10 protein-coding genes and 1 pseudogene are annotated in these 16012 nt (G+C 47.0%); 10 read left to right on the forward strand and 1 reads right to left on the reverse strand.

Features of this window, described 5'->3' with window-relative positions:
• Position 1 precedes the first annotated feature (1 nt).
• From GT3570_RS06610 to GT3570_RS06630, 5 genes are all read left to right on the forward strand, one after another.
• Positions 2–826 carry a DUF4391 domain-containing protein gene (locus GT3570_RS06610; RefSeq protein WP_013145634.1) on the forward strand — a complete coding sequence of 275 codons (825 nt, stop codon included), beginning with the start codon at positions 2–4 and terminating at the stop codon, positions 824–826.
• Positions 777–2660, forward strand: a complete 1884-nt coding sequence (locus GT3570_RS06615) for a site-specific DNA-methyltransferase (protein ID WP_021322660.1) — start codon at positions 777–779, stop codon at positions 2658–2660. The genes GT3570_RS06610 and GT3570_RS06615 overlap by 50 nt, the downstream gene beginning before the upstream one ends.
• Before the next feature lie 3 nt (positions 2661–2663).
• Positions 2664–5618, forward strand: a complete 2955-nt coding sequence (locus GT3570_RS06620; protein ID WP_023634089.1) for a type III restriction-modification system endonuclease — start codon at positions 2664–2666, stop codon at positions 5616–5618.
• Positions 5619–5796: 178 nt separating this feature from the next.
• The gene (locus GT3570_RS06625) at positions 5797–6852 is read left to right on the forward strand and encodes an RNA-guided endonuclease TnpB family protein (protein WP_062898553.1); all 1056 of its coding nucleotides are present in this window, start codon (positions 5797–5799) and stop codon (positions 6850–6852) included.
• A gap of 895 nt (positions 6853–7747) precedes the next feature.
• Positions 7748–8734: a restriction endonuclease gene (locus GT3570_RS06630; protein WP_062898554.1), complete on the forward strand. Its 987-nt coding sequence runs from the start codon at positions 7748–7750 to the stop codon at positions 8732–8734.
• A gap of 70 nt (positions 8735–8804) precedes the next feature.
• On the opposite strand, the gene GT3570_RS06635 is transcribed toward GT3570_RS06630, so the two are convergent.
• Positions 8805–10109 (reverse strand): acetamidase/formamidase family protein, encoded by a 1305-nt coding sequence (locus tag GT3570_RS06635; protein WP_011230887.1) that lies wholly within the window; start codon positions 10107–10109, stop codon positions 8805–8807.
• Between the two features lie 219 nt (positions 10110–10328).
• Between GT3570_RS06635 and GT3570_RS06640 the strand changes: the two genes are divergently transcribed.
• From GT3570_RS06640 to GT3570_RS06660, 5 genes and pseudogenes are all read left to right on the forward strand, one after another.
• Entirely contained in the window at positions 10329–10538 is a 210-nt protein-coding gene (locus tag GT3570_RS06640) for a hypothetical protein (RefSeq protein ID WP_014195569.1), read from the forward strand.
• The gene (locus GT3570_RS06645; RefSeq protein WP_011230888.1) at positions 10504–11916 is read left to right on the forward strand and encodes an amidase; all 1413 of its coding nucleotides are present in this window, start codon (positions 10504–10506) and stop codon (positions 11914–11916) included. The genes GT3570_RS06640 and GT3570_RS06645 overlap by 35 nt, the downstream gene beginning before the upstream one ends.
• Positions 11917–12167: 251 nt before the next feature.
• Positions 12168–13036 (forward strand): annotated as a pseudogene (locus GT3570_RS06650) (Rpn family recombination-promoting nuclease/putative transposase).
• A 243-nt stretch (positions 13037–13279) separates the two neighbouring features.
• On the forward strand, positions 13280–13771 hold the full coding sequence (locus GT3570_RS06655) for a hypothetical protein (RefSeq protein WP_011230891.1): 492 nt from the start codon (positions 13280–13282) through the stop codon (positions 13769–13771).
• A 400-nt stretch (positions 13772–14171) separates the two neighbouring features.
• Positions 14172–15686: a malate:quinone oxidoreductase gene (locus tag GT3570_RS06660; RefSeq protein WP_208854681.1), complete on the forward strand. Its 1515-nt coding sequence runs from the start codon at positions 14172–14174 to the stop codon at positions 15684–15686.
• Positions 15687–16012 lie beyond the last annotated feature (326 nt).

The following is a 16012-nucleotide window of genomic DNA, read 5'->3' on the forward strand; positions in this document are numbered from 1 at the left end:
CATGGCCGCATCCGTGTTTTATGCTACAATAGGGCTGGACGAGCGTGTCCGTCCGTTGCATAAAAAGCTCGATAAAAAAATGTTTTACGACTATGCGGACTTGACGAGAAAAGAAAAGGACTATATGACGAAAGACATCGAGCGGATCGAGCTGACGTATTTGTTGTCTCCGGGCGTCATCAACATTCAGCCGTTCGTCAACGACGACTACCATTACGAAGGGGTTATGTTTATCACCGTTCGTCTGCGCCCGGAATCGAAGGATGCGCACGTTTCCGTGATCGGGGAGATCATCCAAAAAACAGTGCCCAACCCAACCGTTATCGTGTTTGAAAAAGAAGGAAACGTTCGAATGGGGACATGCCGCAAGCGGCTGAACAAAAACGACCGGACCAAAACCGTGGCCGAAGAATGGGCGTATACGCCGTGGTTTTCTCCCGATCATGCTGACGAGACAGTCAAGCAGTTTCTTCGCGCCGTCCATATGACGAGGCTTTCGTTCGCCAACTTTTTTCGGTTTTATCAAGACATCCATCTGGCGGTGCAGGCGTTCCAGCACGCCAAAGCGATCGGCGCCTTTTACATCGCCGCTGATGAACAATCAAAACAGCTCGTCGCGCAAATCGAACAGGCGGAAGTCGAAATCGCAAAATGGAAAAACGAAATCAAAAAAGAAACGCAGTTTAATCGAAAAGTCGAATACCATATGAAAATTCAACAGCTAACGAAGCAAATCGAACAATGGAAGCAACAATTGCACGGAAAGGAGCAGCATGATGGAAAAACTGGACGGAAGATCATTGGATCTCATCAAAACGAACATTGAAGCGTTAAAGCAGCTATTCCCAGAAGTTGTCACGGAGGGAAAAATCGATTTTGACAAACTGAAGCTTGTTCTCGGCGAAGAGATTGAAACGCGCAACGAAAAGTACGAATTCACCTGGCACGGCAAAACACAAGCGATGAAACTTGCGCAAACGCCGTCCACTGGCACCTTGCGGCCGGACAAAGCATCAAGCAAAAATTGGGAGACAACGGAGAACTTGTATATTGAAGGCGACAACTTGGAAGTGCTGAAATTGCTGCAAAAATCGTATTTTGGCAAAATCAAAATGATCTACATCGACCCGCCGTACAATACGGGGAAAGACTTTGTGTACAAAGACGATTTTCGCGACAATATCAAAAATTATAAAGAAATCACACAGCAAACGACCAAAGCGAATACGGAGACAAACGGACGGTATCATACCGATTGGTTGAATATGATGTACCCCCGGTTGAAGTTGGCAAGGAATTTGTTGAGGGAGGATGGGGTTATATTTATAAGTATTGATGATAATGAGGTTGCCAACTTAAGAAAAATTTGTGATGAAATATTTGGGGAACAAAATTTTATTACTCAAATCACGGTTTTATGTAATCCAAAAGGTCGTTCCCAAGATAAATATTTTGCAACTAATCACGAATACATACTAGTATACTCGAAAAATGATCTAGAGCAAGGTTATTTTTCCATTCAAAAAGACGAAGAACAAATAGTTAATGACTACCCGGAACAAGATGAGCAAGGGAGATACAGGCTGATTGAATTAAGAAACACTCACAGGGAATTCGGTAAGCATAATCGTAAAAATCTCTTTTATCCTATTTATGTAAATCCAGTTACATCAGAAATATCCCTTGAATATAAGGACAGCTATAATATAAAGGTTGAACCTATCTGGGATGACGGGTACGAGGGATGTTGGACGTGGGATAAGTCAAAAGCTCTAGAAGATATTCACTTATTGGTTGCTAGAAAAACTAACAAGGGTAACTGGAAAATTTATAGAAAAAACTATGCTAATGGCGCGAAAAAAATGTTAAAAACAATTTTTTTAGATAAGTTATTCTATACGGAAAAGGGACAGGCAGTATTTTCTTCCTTGTTCTCAACAAAATCTAAGTTGTTTCCATCACCTAAATCTGTAGATTTAATTGCTCAATTGCTTCTCACAGCTACTCAGAATGATGATATAGTTCTTGATTTCTTCTCCGGCTCCGCTACAACTGCCCATGCAGTCATGCAGTTAAACGCGGAGGATGGCGGCAATCGCAAGTTTATTATGGTCCAGTTGCCGGAAAAAACGGATGAAACGTCGGATGCGTATAAAGCGGGATATAAAAACATTTGCGAAATCGGCAAGGAGCGCATCCGTCGGGCGGGGGAGAAAATCGTTCAAGAAACCGGAAAGACCGATTTAGATATCGGTTTTAAAGTGTTTAAGCTCGATTCTTCCAATATTAAAGAATGGGATCCGGACTTTGACAACCTCGAACAAACGCTTTTCGATTTGCAGAATAACATTAAGGAAGATCGGACGAAAGAAGACTTGTTGTATGAGATTTTGCTGAAAATCGGGTTGCCGTTGACGGTGCCGATTGAGGAAATCGACTGCCGCGGCAAAACGATTTACAACGTCGCCTACGGTTCTGTGTTGGTCTGCCTAGAAGATGAGATTGACCTTGACCTTGTTCAGGAGATGTTGAACTACAGGTCCGAGCATATGCCGCCGAAAGTCATTTTTAAAGAATCCGGCTTTATGAGCGACGCGGTGAAAACGAACGCCTTGCAAACGTTGAAAAAGCACGGCATCACGGATGTTAGGAGTGTATAACCGATGAAGCTGAAGTTTAACGCGGATTTGGACTACCAACGGCGCGCGATTGAGTCGGTGGTGCATATTTTCAAAGGACAGGAACTGAACCAGTCGAACTTCACCGTTTCGTACGGCCCTGAGGCGGGAATGCTTCAAACGGACTTGGGCGTCGGGAATCGGCTTGACCTGACGCCTGAGGAAATTTTAAAAAACGTCCAAGACATCCAGGTGAGAAACGGCCTGCCGCGCAGCGAGCGGCTCGATGGCATGCATTTTACGATTGAAATGGAGACGGGGACGGGGAAGACGTACGTCTATTTGCGGACGATTTATGAGCTCCATAAGCATTATGGATTTACGAAATTTGTCATCGTCGTTCCGTCCGTGGCGATTCGCGAAGGAGTGTACAAGTCGCTGCAAATCACTCGCGACCATTTCGATGAACTGTACGACCGCACTCCGGCGGAATATTTTATTTACGATTCGCAGAAGCTTGATCAAGTCCGCAATTTTGCGACGGCGACAACGATTCAAATCATGATCATCAATATCGATGCGTTCCGCAAAAGCTTTGAAGATCCGGAAAAAGAAGATAAGGCGAACGTCATTCATCGGCCGAACGACCGTCTAAACGGGTATCGCCCGATTGAATTTATCCAACAGACGAATCCGATCGTGATCATCGATGAGCCGCAAAGCGTCGATACGACGCCGAAATCGAAGGAAGCGATCGCGTCGCTCAACCCGCTTTGTACGCTGCGCTACTCGGCGACGCATGTGGACAAGTATCATATGGTGTACCGCCTTGATGCGGTTGACGCCTATAATCAAAAGCTGGTGAAAAAAATTGAAGTCATGTCTGTCCGATCCGAACCGTCGTTCAATGTGCCGTACATCAAGCTCATTGAGGTGAAAGAGCGAAAAGCGAAAATTGAGCTCGATGTCGAATCGCGCGGGAAGATCAAACGGATGACGAAAACGGTCAAATACGGCGATGATTTGTATGACATTTCCGGAGAGCGCGAACTGTACCGCGGATATATCGTCGAGCAAATCGATTGGACGGAAGGAAATGAAGCGGTTGAAATCAATGGCTACCGACTCGGTGTGGGCGACGCAATCGGGGATGTCGATGACGATGCCATCAAGCGGTATCAAATCCGCAAAACGATTGAAGAGCATTTAAATAAAGAATTGTGGCTCCGCCCGCGTGGGATTAAAGTGCTCAGCTTGTTCTTTATCGACAAGGTCGCTCATTACCGCGACTATGATCAAGAAGGCCAGCCGGTAAAAGGAAAATATGCGATCATGTTTGAGGAAGAGTATCGGAATTTAATGCAAAAGCCGAAATACCGTCCGCTCTGGGACGATCCGGGCATTGACCAAGACATCGAGAAGGTGCATAATGGCTATTTTGCTCAAGATAAAAAAGGACGGTTGAAAGATACGAAAGGGAATACAGAGGCGGATACAGATGTATACAATCTCATTATGAGGGACAAAGAACGGCTGCTCAGCCTCGATGAGCCGCTCCGCTTCATTTTCTCTCATTCCGCGCTCCGTGAAGGATGGGACAACCCGAACGTCTTCCAAATTTGCACGTTGAAAGACTCGTCAGGCACGTATGTATCGAGGCGCCAGGAAATCGGGCGTGGTTTGCGTTTGGCTGTCAACCAAAACGGGGAACGGGTGCATGACGATCATATCAACATATTGACGGTTATGGCGAATGAGTCATATGAAGAATTTGTTGCCACTTTGCAAAGAGAGATTGAAGAAGATACGGGCATCCAGTTCGGCAAAATCGAAAAACATGTATTTGCCAAACTCGTTTATGTGGACGAGGCGACGGAAGAGCCGGTGCAAATGGGCTATGATTTATCATTGAAGCTGTATGAGGAATTAAAACAAAACGGCTATATTGACAAACAGAGCAAAGCAACGGAAAAACTCAAACGAGCCATTGAAAACTATGATCTCCATCTGAGCGATGAATTCCAGCCGTGGCTATTGTCCATCGTGAAAGAGATCAAACGCCATTTGCAAGCATTGCCGATCAAAGACGGGACGAAAAAGAAAAAAGTCCATGTCAATATGGCGGTCCTTAATCAAGAGGAGTTCACGCGGCTGTGGGATAAAATCAAATATAAAACCGTTTATTCCGTTGATTTTGACAGCGAACAGCTCATTGACTTATGCATTGCCGCCATTCAAGAAATGAGGCCGATTGAGAAAATCCGCATTGTCAGCCGAAAAGGACGGGTGGAAATTGATCATGTGACAGGCGTACAGGCGCAAACGATCAGCGAAAAAGTGGAAGATTACGTGAGTTTGCACCATACGCTCCCGGATCTCATCACCGAGCTGCAAAACCGGACGAATTTAACGCGGAAGACGATCGTGCGCATTTTGACCGGCTGCAAGCGGCTCGATGATTTCAAAAACAATCCGCAAAAGTTTATTGAAGAAGTGGCGAACATCATCCAGCGCCAAATGAGGCTGCTGCTGAAAGATGGCGTGAAATATTACAAAATTGGTGATGATGCGTATTACGCGGTCGAGCTGTTCCAAAATGAAGAGCTGCTCGCCTATTTGAACGACAACGCCATCCCGAGCGAAAAATCGCCGTTTGACCATATCCTTTACGATTCTGAGGTGGAAGAGCGGTTCGCCAAACGTTTTGAACACGATGAAAACGTAAAAGTGTACGTCAAACTGCCGAGTTGGTTTAAAATTGACACCCCAATCGGCTCCTACAATCCCGACTGGGCGCTTGTCATCGAAAAGGATGGTGAGGAAAAACTGTACTTCGTCCTCGAGACGAAAGGACAGGAATGGGAGGGCGAACTGCGTCCCGGTGAAGCAGCGAAAATTGCCTTCGCCCGCAAACACTTCCAAGCCATCGGAACGGACGTGGAATTCATCGGACCGGAAAATGATGTCGAGCGGTTTATGCTGCAAGTCTTAAGCCGTTAAAGGTGGGGACAAAGCAGAGGCCGATTGGGCTTCTGTTTTGTCTCAGCATCACATTACAGATCAGCGAGCGAGAAAGCCCGCTCCTTGAGGGGTGGGATGAAAGCGAGCCGTTTTCTTCATATTATTGAATGATGATGAAAAAAACGGTATCATGTAATCGTCGCAAGGAGGTGAATCCATGCCGACCATCACACTAAGGCTGGAGCTGCACAACCCAACGAAAGTCAAACAGGAAATGTATGAACGGATGACAGAAGTGAACACAGAGTTTGCGAATTGGCTGTTGGATCATCCAGAACTGAATCAAGTGACGAGTAAAATTTTTAAAGCGTTTTCGTCACAACGATTTCCTTCCGCCGTCGTGAATCAAACGATTCGAGAAGTGAAGTCCCAAAAGAAAAACCAGAAAACAAAGAGGTTTCGAACATTATGGTGTTGCTTTAACAATCAAAACGTGAAGGTGGAAAAGAAAGGAGAGTTCTACACCGTTTCATTCCCAACATTAGAGAAGCGAATCGGTGTGCCGGTGGTCACGCGTCCCTATCAAGAAGCATGGCTGAATCGGCTGCTTAACGGAACCGCCAAACAAGGGGCAGCCAAGCTCTACAAAAAGAGAAAGAAATGGTACTTGGCTGTTGCGATCACAGTTGAAGTCCAACAACGGGAAGAAACGAAGGCAATGGGCGTTGATTTGGGACTTCGTTATATCGCCGTTGCCAGCGTGGGAACGAAATCACTGTTTTTCAAAGGGAACCAATGCGCCTTTGTACGCCGACGATATGCGGCTTTGCGAAGGAGATTAGGAAAAGCTAAGAAGCTCCATATGATTCGCAAAATCGGCCGTAAAGAGTCCCGCTGGATGAAGGATCAAAATCACAAAATCAGCCGTCAAATCGTGAATTTTGCGCTCGCCAACGGTGTTGGCGTGATTCGGATGGAAGCGTTGACGGGGATTCGCAAGCGGGCAAAATCGGCCAAAGAAGCGGGGCGAAGCCTTCATGCTTGGGCGTTTCATCAACTGCAAACGATGATCGCCTATAAAGCGGAAATGGCGGGCATTCGTGTTGAGTGGGTGAATCCAACCTACACAAGCCAAACGTGTAAATGTGGTTATCGAGAGAAAGCGAACCGAAACGGCATCCGCTTCCGATGCCAAAAGTGCGGATACACCCTCCACGCCGACTTGAATGGCGCGATCAACATCGCCAAAGCGATTTCGGGCTTTGCCGTCTAACTCACATTTCGCACCCTGAATAAAAATTCGAAATAAGCCTGATTTGATTGAATAAAAATTAATTATCTTACAATTTTTGTATAAAAAATTATTTTTATGCGAATATCCAGGTTGTTTTTTGTATATTATGCAAAGGTTGCGAAATATGAGGTCTAACCTAGCGCACTGGTCACAGGTGCGCCGCCCATTGGGGTACATCCTAACCCGATGGGATGGGGTGATGACACACCCCTGAACTTGGGCGTTGTCCGAACCAGAAATGGATGAGGACGCAAACGACCCAAGAATCCCACGCCTTTAGGCGTGCGGAGTGTCAATAATCGACCCGGTTGAATGCAAAATCTTTGAGACATCCAAGAGCACATTCCCGAGTAGCAACAGGGCGCTAGTGTATTGCACACTTAGAGAAATAGGAGTTGATAAAAAATGAGTTTCAAAGCGGAAGCGTTATGTGTTCTCATCGCTTCGCCATCGGTATAGAAAAGGGAGCGGCACCGCACCGCTCTTTTTGTATTTTTGATCGGTCGACAAAGTTCGACGGCAACGTTTTACAAAAGTTGATACAATCAAATCAACTGAATCTTTTTATCTATGACAAAGGGAGGGGTCACGGGATGGCAACGATTCGTAAAGCAGATTACGGCAGCAAGCGCGCAGATGTATTGGATGGGAAAGATCATACGATCAAAATTGAACGAAATCGATTAAGCAGTTTGTAATAGACGGAGAACACCGATGGGCGGGCTTATTCTATATGGTTTTTTCGTTTTTGCTCATCTTATAATGGTATTGCATATAGTGGGGAGCTATCTGCTCGTCTTTTAAGCGCCTGTTTTTAGAAAATGTTTGCTTCGCGAATGGAGCGATTTCTTTTTACAAAAAAGGGGGAAATCCAATGGCAAAATGGTGGATGATCCGCGCGGGCGACCGCAATGAACTGATTCCGCTTTGGCTGGAAAAGGGCATCGCATCGATCGGCTGGGCGCGGTTAGGAAACCCAAGGCATTTTTCATCAAAGCAACAGCTTCAACAGAAGGCAGACGAAGTGTTTAACGAGGCCAAACCGAAATCAAGAAATAGCTGGGTTAATCAAGTGTGGCGTTTCAGCCATGAAATTAAAAAAGGCGATCGTGTGATCACGTACTCTAAAGAAAGAAGAGAATACATTGTCGGAACGGTCACAGAGGAGCATGTGTACGATCCTGGCATCGGGCACCCGAATTATCCGAACATCATTCGGGTCAACTGGGAAAACGCCCGGATCTCAAGAGATTCATTGCCGCAGGCGGCGAAAAACAGTTTAGGCTCTACCTTAACAGTTTTTCGGGTCGATGAGTGGGGGGATGAAATCGAACGACAATTGAGCAACCCGTCATTAGCTTCCGTCGATAAAACCATTGAACCGGAAGAGGACGAAATCGTCGAAGATCTTGTTGGAAAAGCGTTGATGATGATCCAGGACAAAGTGGACAAGCTTGATCCGTGGCAAATGCAAGATTTAGTAGCAGGCTTGCTTCGGGCTATGGGGTACAATGTGCAAGTCAGCCCGAAAGGCCCTGACGGTGGGGTGGATGTGTTGGCCTATAAGGATGCATTCGGTTTTGAAAAACCAATTATTAAAGTGCAAGTTAAGCATCGCAAAAGTGCCGCTTCGGCTCCAGAAATCCAGCAGCTTCTCGGGGCCAACCCGATTGATGCCAATTGCCTGTTCGTCTCAACAGGCGGTTTTACTTCCCATGCAGAGGCAGTCGCCAAACATAATTCCGTTAAACTGATTGATTTGGAAGAACTGGTCAACTTGATTGTCCATTGGTACGAGAACATGCCAAATGATGCGAGAGCGCTGTTGCCGCTGCAGAAAATGTATGTGCCCGAATCTTGACAAACATAAGGCTTCATCCCTGCTTGGCAAGTGCGAGAGGATGAAGCCTTTAGTGATGATCGACATGTTTTTACTCCAAAACGCTGCGATATTGATCGTACACTAGCGAGGTCAAACTAATCTTGTCTAAATAACGAACAGGGCACAAGAAGGTCACGGTGATGACCCCAGGATGTCGGCCAATTTCGATGGCGCCGGTAATCGTGGCACGGTTCATCACCTCAGGGACAGAGATGCCTAACGTTTTGGCTGCCCGCTGCAACCCGTTTTCTGTTGCCTCATTTAGGTTGGCACCTGTCCCGACAAAGGAAATCGGCAACGATTCTTCCAACTTGTTTACCCCCCATGATTGTGCCAAATCGAGGGCGATCTCTTTTTCTTTTTTTGTCAATGGCTTTGCCAAGTAGGGGAGGTCCTCAGCAACAGGAAGAAGAATCGGTCCGTCAATGGTCAACCCTTTGATCACTTTCACTTGAAGGGTGACGATGCCAGATACGTCGGTCGTATGCCCAGCAATTTCCCCGTCGCCCTGCATGGCATGCATATCACCGAGATAAACACCTCCGCCCCGCACTTTCACAGGGCAGATCAACACGGCGCCTTCGCGTACACGGTTAATGTCCATATGTCCGTCCGTGCGATCTTCCAGCTGTTCTTTCGTAATCCCGTATTCATGTGGGGCGTTGATCAGAAATTGGCCAAAGTCGCCAGCGTTATGTGAATCCGGTAGCGGACGCGCCGGGGTGGTGCCGAGCTGTCCGAGGAACGGGCGGAGTCTGGCCACCGTTCCGACTAAGTCATGGGGCGCAAACGTGACGATCGGGTTTTGGACGGAGTTGTCGGGTGTCGCCATGTAGTACCGTCCTTGTCGAGCGATGTGTTCTGCCGCTTCTTTATGCACGGTCACGCCGATTTGTCGGTTTGGATCAAACGTCATCGTATAGCCGTTCGTAAATACAAATGGAGTCACGTCCGCGCCACAATTCGCACACCGAATGGCTTCCGGGCCGATCCCCTCGATTTTCGTTTCCGGGTACATCGTTCCGCACTGTGGGCATTTGACAGCAACGAACGGATCGCCGACAAACCGACCTTCCATTGGTTTATCATTTCCTGAGGATGTGGCGATAGAGGTGACGCGAATCGATTTGATCTTAATCGCAATGGCGTCTCCTACTTCAGCGCCTTCGACAAAAACGGGCTTTGTCACTTCATGGCCACCGCGGATGCAAGGAGTGATCATCGGTCCCCAGCAGCCAGGAGTAGTATTGGCGACAATGTATCCCCCATCCTGCACGGGGCCAAGCATGTTTCCATGAGGGTCTAAGATGCCGTTAGTGAACTCATTGACAAACACGGTTTGTTTCGCTTCCATGGCGTTCCCCTCTTTACTTTTAGATTTTAGGATTGGTTACATAGGAACCTTGGATCGCTGACAACGAACCTTCGACGGGTGATGTCTAACTACATTTTAGGAAATTCAGTAGAGTATTGTCAAAATAATCGGGTGTATATTTATTATATTTTGTTAAGTCAAAATATTTTGGAATTTAATTCTTGTAATGTATAATAATTTTAGAAGGGAGGAAACGAAATGAGCAATAGCATAGAAAAGAAATTAAGAGAAAAAGGGATTAAGTGTTCAGAACAGGAATTGATGATGCTTGAGCATCAGTGGAAAGCCATTCAGCAACTAAAACAGGGAGTCGAAAAACTTGGTTTGAATGAGGCAGATATTGGAGTCGTCCACCAACCGGGAGGTGTGTATCGTGGAAAAACGGCTAAATACGAAAACAATCTCTGAACTTTCCCCTCTTCTAAAAAACAAAGAAGTTTCACCTGTTGAACTCGTTGACGATGTACTCGAACAAATTGAAACATTAAACAATAAGCTGAATGCCTATATAGAGGTGACAGCAGAGAAAGCACGCAAGCAAGCTGAGTTGGCGGAATCGGAAATCCGATCTGGAAATTACCGCGGCCCGCTACATGGCATCCCTATAGCAATCAAAGATATTCTTTACGTAGCTAATGAAACAACAACGATGGGGTCAAAAATTCACCGAAACTTCCGGCCAACTTACAGTGCGACAGTAATCGAGAAGTTGACGGAAGCGGGAGCAGTGTTTCCTGGAAAAACAAACTTGCATGAGTATGCTTGGGGAGCAACGAACAATAATCCTCATTTCGGACCTGCCCGAAATCCTTGGGATCCTGAACGCATTCCCGGAGGCTCAAGCGGAGGATCGGGGGTCGCAACGGCGGCGCATATGACGATTGCTTCCCTAGGAACAGATACCGGTGGTTCGATTCGAATTCCTTCTTCGTTTTGCGGCATTGTCGGTTTAAAGCCCACCTATGGACTAGTAAGCAAATATGGTTGTTTCCCGCTTGCATGGTCGTTGGACCATATCGGTCCGATGGCGAAAACGGCGAGGGACGCTGCCTATATTTTAGAAGCCATGGCAGGATACGACCCAAAAGATCCTACTTCCACCGATGCCCCTGCAACGAGTTATTCCACACAATTCATGGAGTCTGTTAAAGGTGTAAAAATTGGCATAGAACCGTACTTCTTTGATCATGTGGATGAAGGAGTCGAAAGAGCGGTTAAACAGGCGATTGCTTCTTTGGAACGCGAAGGTGCTGTTGTAGAAACCGTGCGAATTCCAACATTGCAATATGCGCAGTATGCGGAAATGATCACGATTCTTTCAGAAGCCAGCGCTATTCATCACAATCATTTAGTAGAAAGGGAAGAAGATTTTGGCGATGATGTCCGTTTCCTTTTAAAGCTTGGAGAACTCCCTTCCGCTGTAGACTACTTGGAAGCGCAACAAATTCGTTTGAAATTGGATCACGAGTTCATGGAAATATTCAATAAGGTAGATGTTTTGATCACCCCAACCATTCCGTTTCTCCCTCCCAAAATCGGGCAGGATACGGTATGGATCAATGGAGAGGAAGTAAACTTTCTTGACCATATCATCCGTTTTACAGGACCGTTTAACTTGACGGGCTTGCCTGTTGTAACGGTGCCATGTGGTTTTGTTCAAGGACTTCCTGTAGGGATGCAAATCATCGGCCCAGCCTTTGGGGAAGGAACGATATTAAATGTTGCTGATGTGTTTGAAACGTTGCATCCTGAGCTGAAATACCCGCCGGCCGTTCTAAGAAAGTAAAAGCAAACGCTGGTCGTGGCGATGTACTTACTGAAGGGCGGTCTCAAAAGGTGATGATGACATAACTTTTTGAAGCAGCCTTTTTCAACTGAGTGTTTTTCACTCGCGTTCGCTGCCGTTTGTATGACGGGGAGCAAGCACAAAACGGAGAGCTTTTTCCTGGCTCTCCATTTTTTATATCGTACATGCAGGATTTTCGCCTCGTGCTCACGAATGATAGTTGGTGAACATCTTCATCGTGAGGTGATCGGATGGCCATTGACCATGACCGATTGTTCAAAGAGCTGATCCAGACGTTCTTCGAAGAGTTTTTCTTCCTCTTTTTCCCCGACATGCACGAGCATATCGATTTCCGCCATTTGTCCTTTTTGTCCGAAGAACTGTTCACTGATGTGACCGCAGGAGAAAAATACCGCGTTGATCTGTTGGTCGAGACGAAGCTGAAAGGGGAAGATGGACTGATCATCGTTCATGTGGAGAATCAAAGCAGCGTGCAGTCGTCCTTTCCGGAGCGCATGTTTGTCTATTTCAGCCGTTTGTTTGAAAAATACCGCATCCGCATTGTTCCCATTGCCGTCTTCAGCCATGATGCCCTCCGTGATGAACCGTCCGTGTTTTCGATTGAGTTTCCCTTTGGCGAGGTGTTGCAGTTCCGCTTTTTCCCGGTGGAGTTGCGCAAGAAACATTGGCGGGATTCTATTCGGCATGACAATCCGATTGCGGCTGCGCTGCTTGGCAAAATGGGGTATACTGAAAGTGAGAAAGTCGAGTTGAAAAAAGAGTTTTTGCGCATGTTGGTGCGATTGGAGCTGGATGAAGCGAGGCAGCGGCTGCTCTTGGGCTTTTTTGAAACGTATGTGAAGTTGTCGGAGGAGGAAGAGCAACAACTGCAAAGAGAAGTGAAGGCGATGGAAACGAAAGAAAAAGAGAACGTGTTGGGGCTGATCATTTCCTATGAGCAAAAGGGAAGGAGGGGTTGGAAGAAGGGATGGAACGTGGAATTCAACAAGGAATGAAACAGCTGATTCGTAACATGGAGCGCAAAGGAATGACGGTGGAAGACATTGCTCGGTTGGTGGATCTTCTAGAGGAAGATGTTCGGGGATTGCTTGAAGAGTAGGGAAATAAAAAACAAGGGGATGGCCATGGGGAATAAGAAGGTTGGTGACGACAAGCGGCCAATTGATCGTCGTATGGACGGCATGGCCTAAGGATGCCGAAGGGCCGCTGCGTTTGTGAAGACCGTGACCGCGGAAGCGCCTTGCTTGATTACGAAATTTGGCCGCCTTTCATCCTACGGTTTCCATTGCGGGATGAAAGACGGTGTTGTTTCGCATCTTCTTGTGAGGGAGGAAGAGAAAAGTTGGATTTCCGTGATATCCCGCAACTCATTGCCCGAATGCTCATGGAAGTGATTCAAACGCATATACCGCACCAATGGATATACACCGCTGAACCATTCATCAATCCATACAACGGCAAGATCAGCTATGACTATTCCGGTGAAGTGAGGAAAATGAAGAAGGAAGAGTTCGCCGAGCTTGTCCGGTCGCTGGGGAGAAGTAAGGGCTCGCGATTTTATTGTTCTCCGTTAGATGAGTTGTTAAACAACGTTTACATTGATCAATGGGTGCCGACGTATATGTCTAACTATGGAAAGCGTTGGGTGACATACTGTGACTTGCTTAGGGAAACATTTGATCAATGGAAGTACAGCCACTTTGAGATTTATGACGAGGACGGGAATGAGGTCAATGAAGATCTCAACTTGCAACTTGATGAAATATTCGAAGATTTTTTAGAGAATACTTCGCACGAGCCATTTGTTAGAGAAATTGAAAAAACGATTGCCTAATACGATGGATGTCACCTTGGAATGTTTCGGGTGTAGATGGTTTATATGACGCTTTGGCGGCATGGAGCCGTCTTTTTTGCTGCTATGAAATGATTTCGTTTGTTTTTCATCAGTCTTCTTGAAAAATCTCTGCGTTTTTTCTCGAGATGGTGGCGAAATATTCAACGATTTTGTAAAATTATTATGAAGGGCGATGTTGGGATGGCTGTGTTGATGTTATGAATATACGATGTTGCATTGAATTATAGTAATATATTTTGTTCAAATTGATAATAGTGACATACTATTAATCAATTGTGTTATAATAAATGTTGAAATCGCCCTCAAAAATAAAAGGGGTATCGGTGGAATCATTTCGAGCGCTCGCTCGATGGTCTTTTACAACTATTCATGGATAGGGATGGTAAACATGGGCAACAAACAAGGAAAAACGGATGTCATCTTAATCGGCGCGGGCGTTATGAGCGCGACGCTGGGGACGCTCTTGAAGGAATTGGCGCCCGAGTGGGACATTGTCGTCTTTGAAAGACTGGAAGAGGCAGGAGCGGAAAGCTCCAACGAGTGGAACAACGCCGGGACGGGGCATGCGGCGCTGTGTGAGTTGAACTATACGGTTGAGAAGGCCGATGGGTCGATTGACATCGGCAAAGCGATTAAAATCAATGAGCAGTTTTACGTCTCTTTGCAGTTTTGGGCTTATTTAGTCAACAGCGGTATTCTTCGTGACCCGAAAGATTTCGTCCGTCCGCTGCCGCATATGAGCTTTGTGCAAGGGGAAGACAATGTGGCGTTTTTGAAGAAGCGCCACGAAACGATGGCGGCCAATCCGCTGTTTAAAGGGATGGAGTTCACAGATGATCCGAAAAAGTTGGCCGAATGGGTGCCGCTCATGATGGAAGGGCGGGTGGTGGACGAGCCGATCGCGGCGACCCGCATCGAATCGGGGACGGACGTGAACTTCGGGGCGTTGACGCGCCAACTGTTTGAACATTTGAAACGGAAGAACGTGGAGATCCGCTACCGCCATCATGTCGAGGATATCAAACGGACAAGCGACGGTTTATGGGAGCTGAAAGTGCGGAATTTGGACACAGGCACGGTGGAGCTTCATGCGGCCAAGTTCGTCTTCATCGGCGCCGGGGGAGGCAGCCTCCATTTGTTGCAAAAATCCGGCATTCCCGAAGGAAAGGGGATTGGCGGTTTCCCGGTGAGCGGGTTGTTTATGGTGTGCAACAATCCGGAAGTGGTGGAAAAGCACCATGCGAAAGTGTACGGCAAAGCGAAAGTCGGCGCGCCGCCGATGTCGGTGCCGCATTTGGACACGCGGTTCATCGACAATCAAAAGATGCTGCTGTTTGGGCCGTTTGCTGGTTTTTCGCCGAAATTTTTGAAAAACGGATCGATGCTCGACTTGTTCACTTCAATCAAGCCGCATAACGTATTGACGATCTTGGCGGCGGGCGTGAAAAATATGGCCTTGACCAACTATTTGATCCAGCAAGTGCTGTTGTCCAAAGAACAGCGCATGCAGGAGCTGCGGGAATTTGTCCCGACGGCGAAAAGCGACGAATGGGACATCATCGTCGCTGGTCAGCGCGTGCAAGTGATCAAAGACACGGAATCTGACGGCAAAGGAACGCTGCAATTCGGCACGGAGGTCGTTCATGCGGCCGATGGCTCGATCGCGGCGTTGCTCGGCGCTTCGCCAGGCGCATCGACGGCGGTTCATGTCATGCTTGAAGTGATGGAGAAGTGCTTCCCAGAACGGATGAACGAATGGCGGGCGAAAGTGAAAGAGATGATTCCGTCTTACGGCGAGTCGTTGATGAAAAACGAAGCGCTGTTGCGGCAAGTGCAAGCATCCACAGCCGAAGCGCTCGGATTGAACGGGCACTTTGCGATGCAGTTGGCGTAGGCCCATGCCAATTGCGGCCTGCTGGGGATAGCTTGGCCGTCTGTGAGAAACAGCTGCCTGAAGACGAAGGGCAGCTGTTTTCCTATTTTGATTGTTGTTCTGTTGATGGGATCAAAGATGTGCGGCGGAAGCCTTGAACACCGCTCGCGGCTGCGTGATGGGGCAAAATCGGTTATACTGAAAGTAAGTAAATGGATGGAATGGGAATAGACGTTTTTACGCTATCATTTGCTTCACGTTGAATAAACCTGTGTCGCGGTTCGTCCCTTGGTTTTTGAACAATGAGGAGATGGTCAGACAACTCCGCGGTGGCAGGCGAATAGGCT

The organism is Geobacillus thermoleovorans (assembly GCF_001610955.1).
GTDB classification, from domain to species: Bacteria; Bacillota; Bacilli; order Bacillales; family Anoxybacillaceae; genus Geobacillus; species Geobacillus thermoleovorans.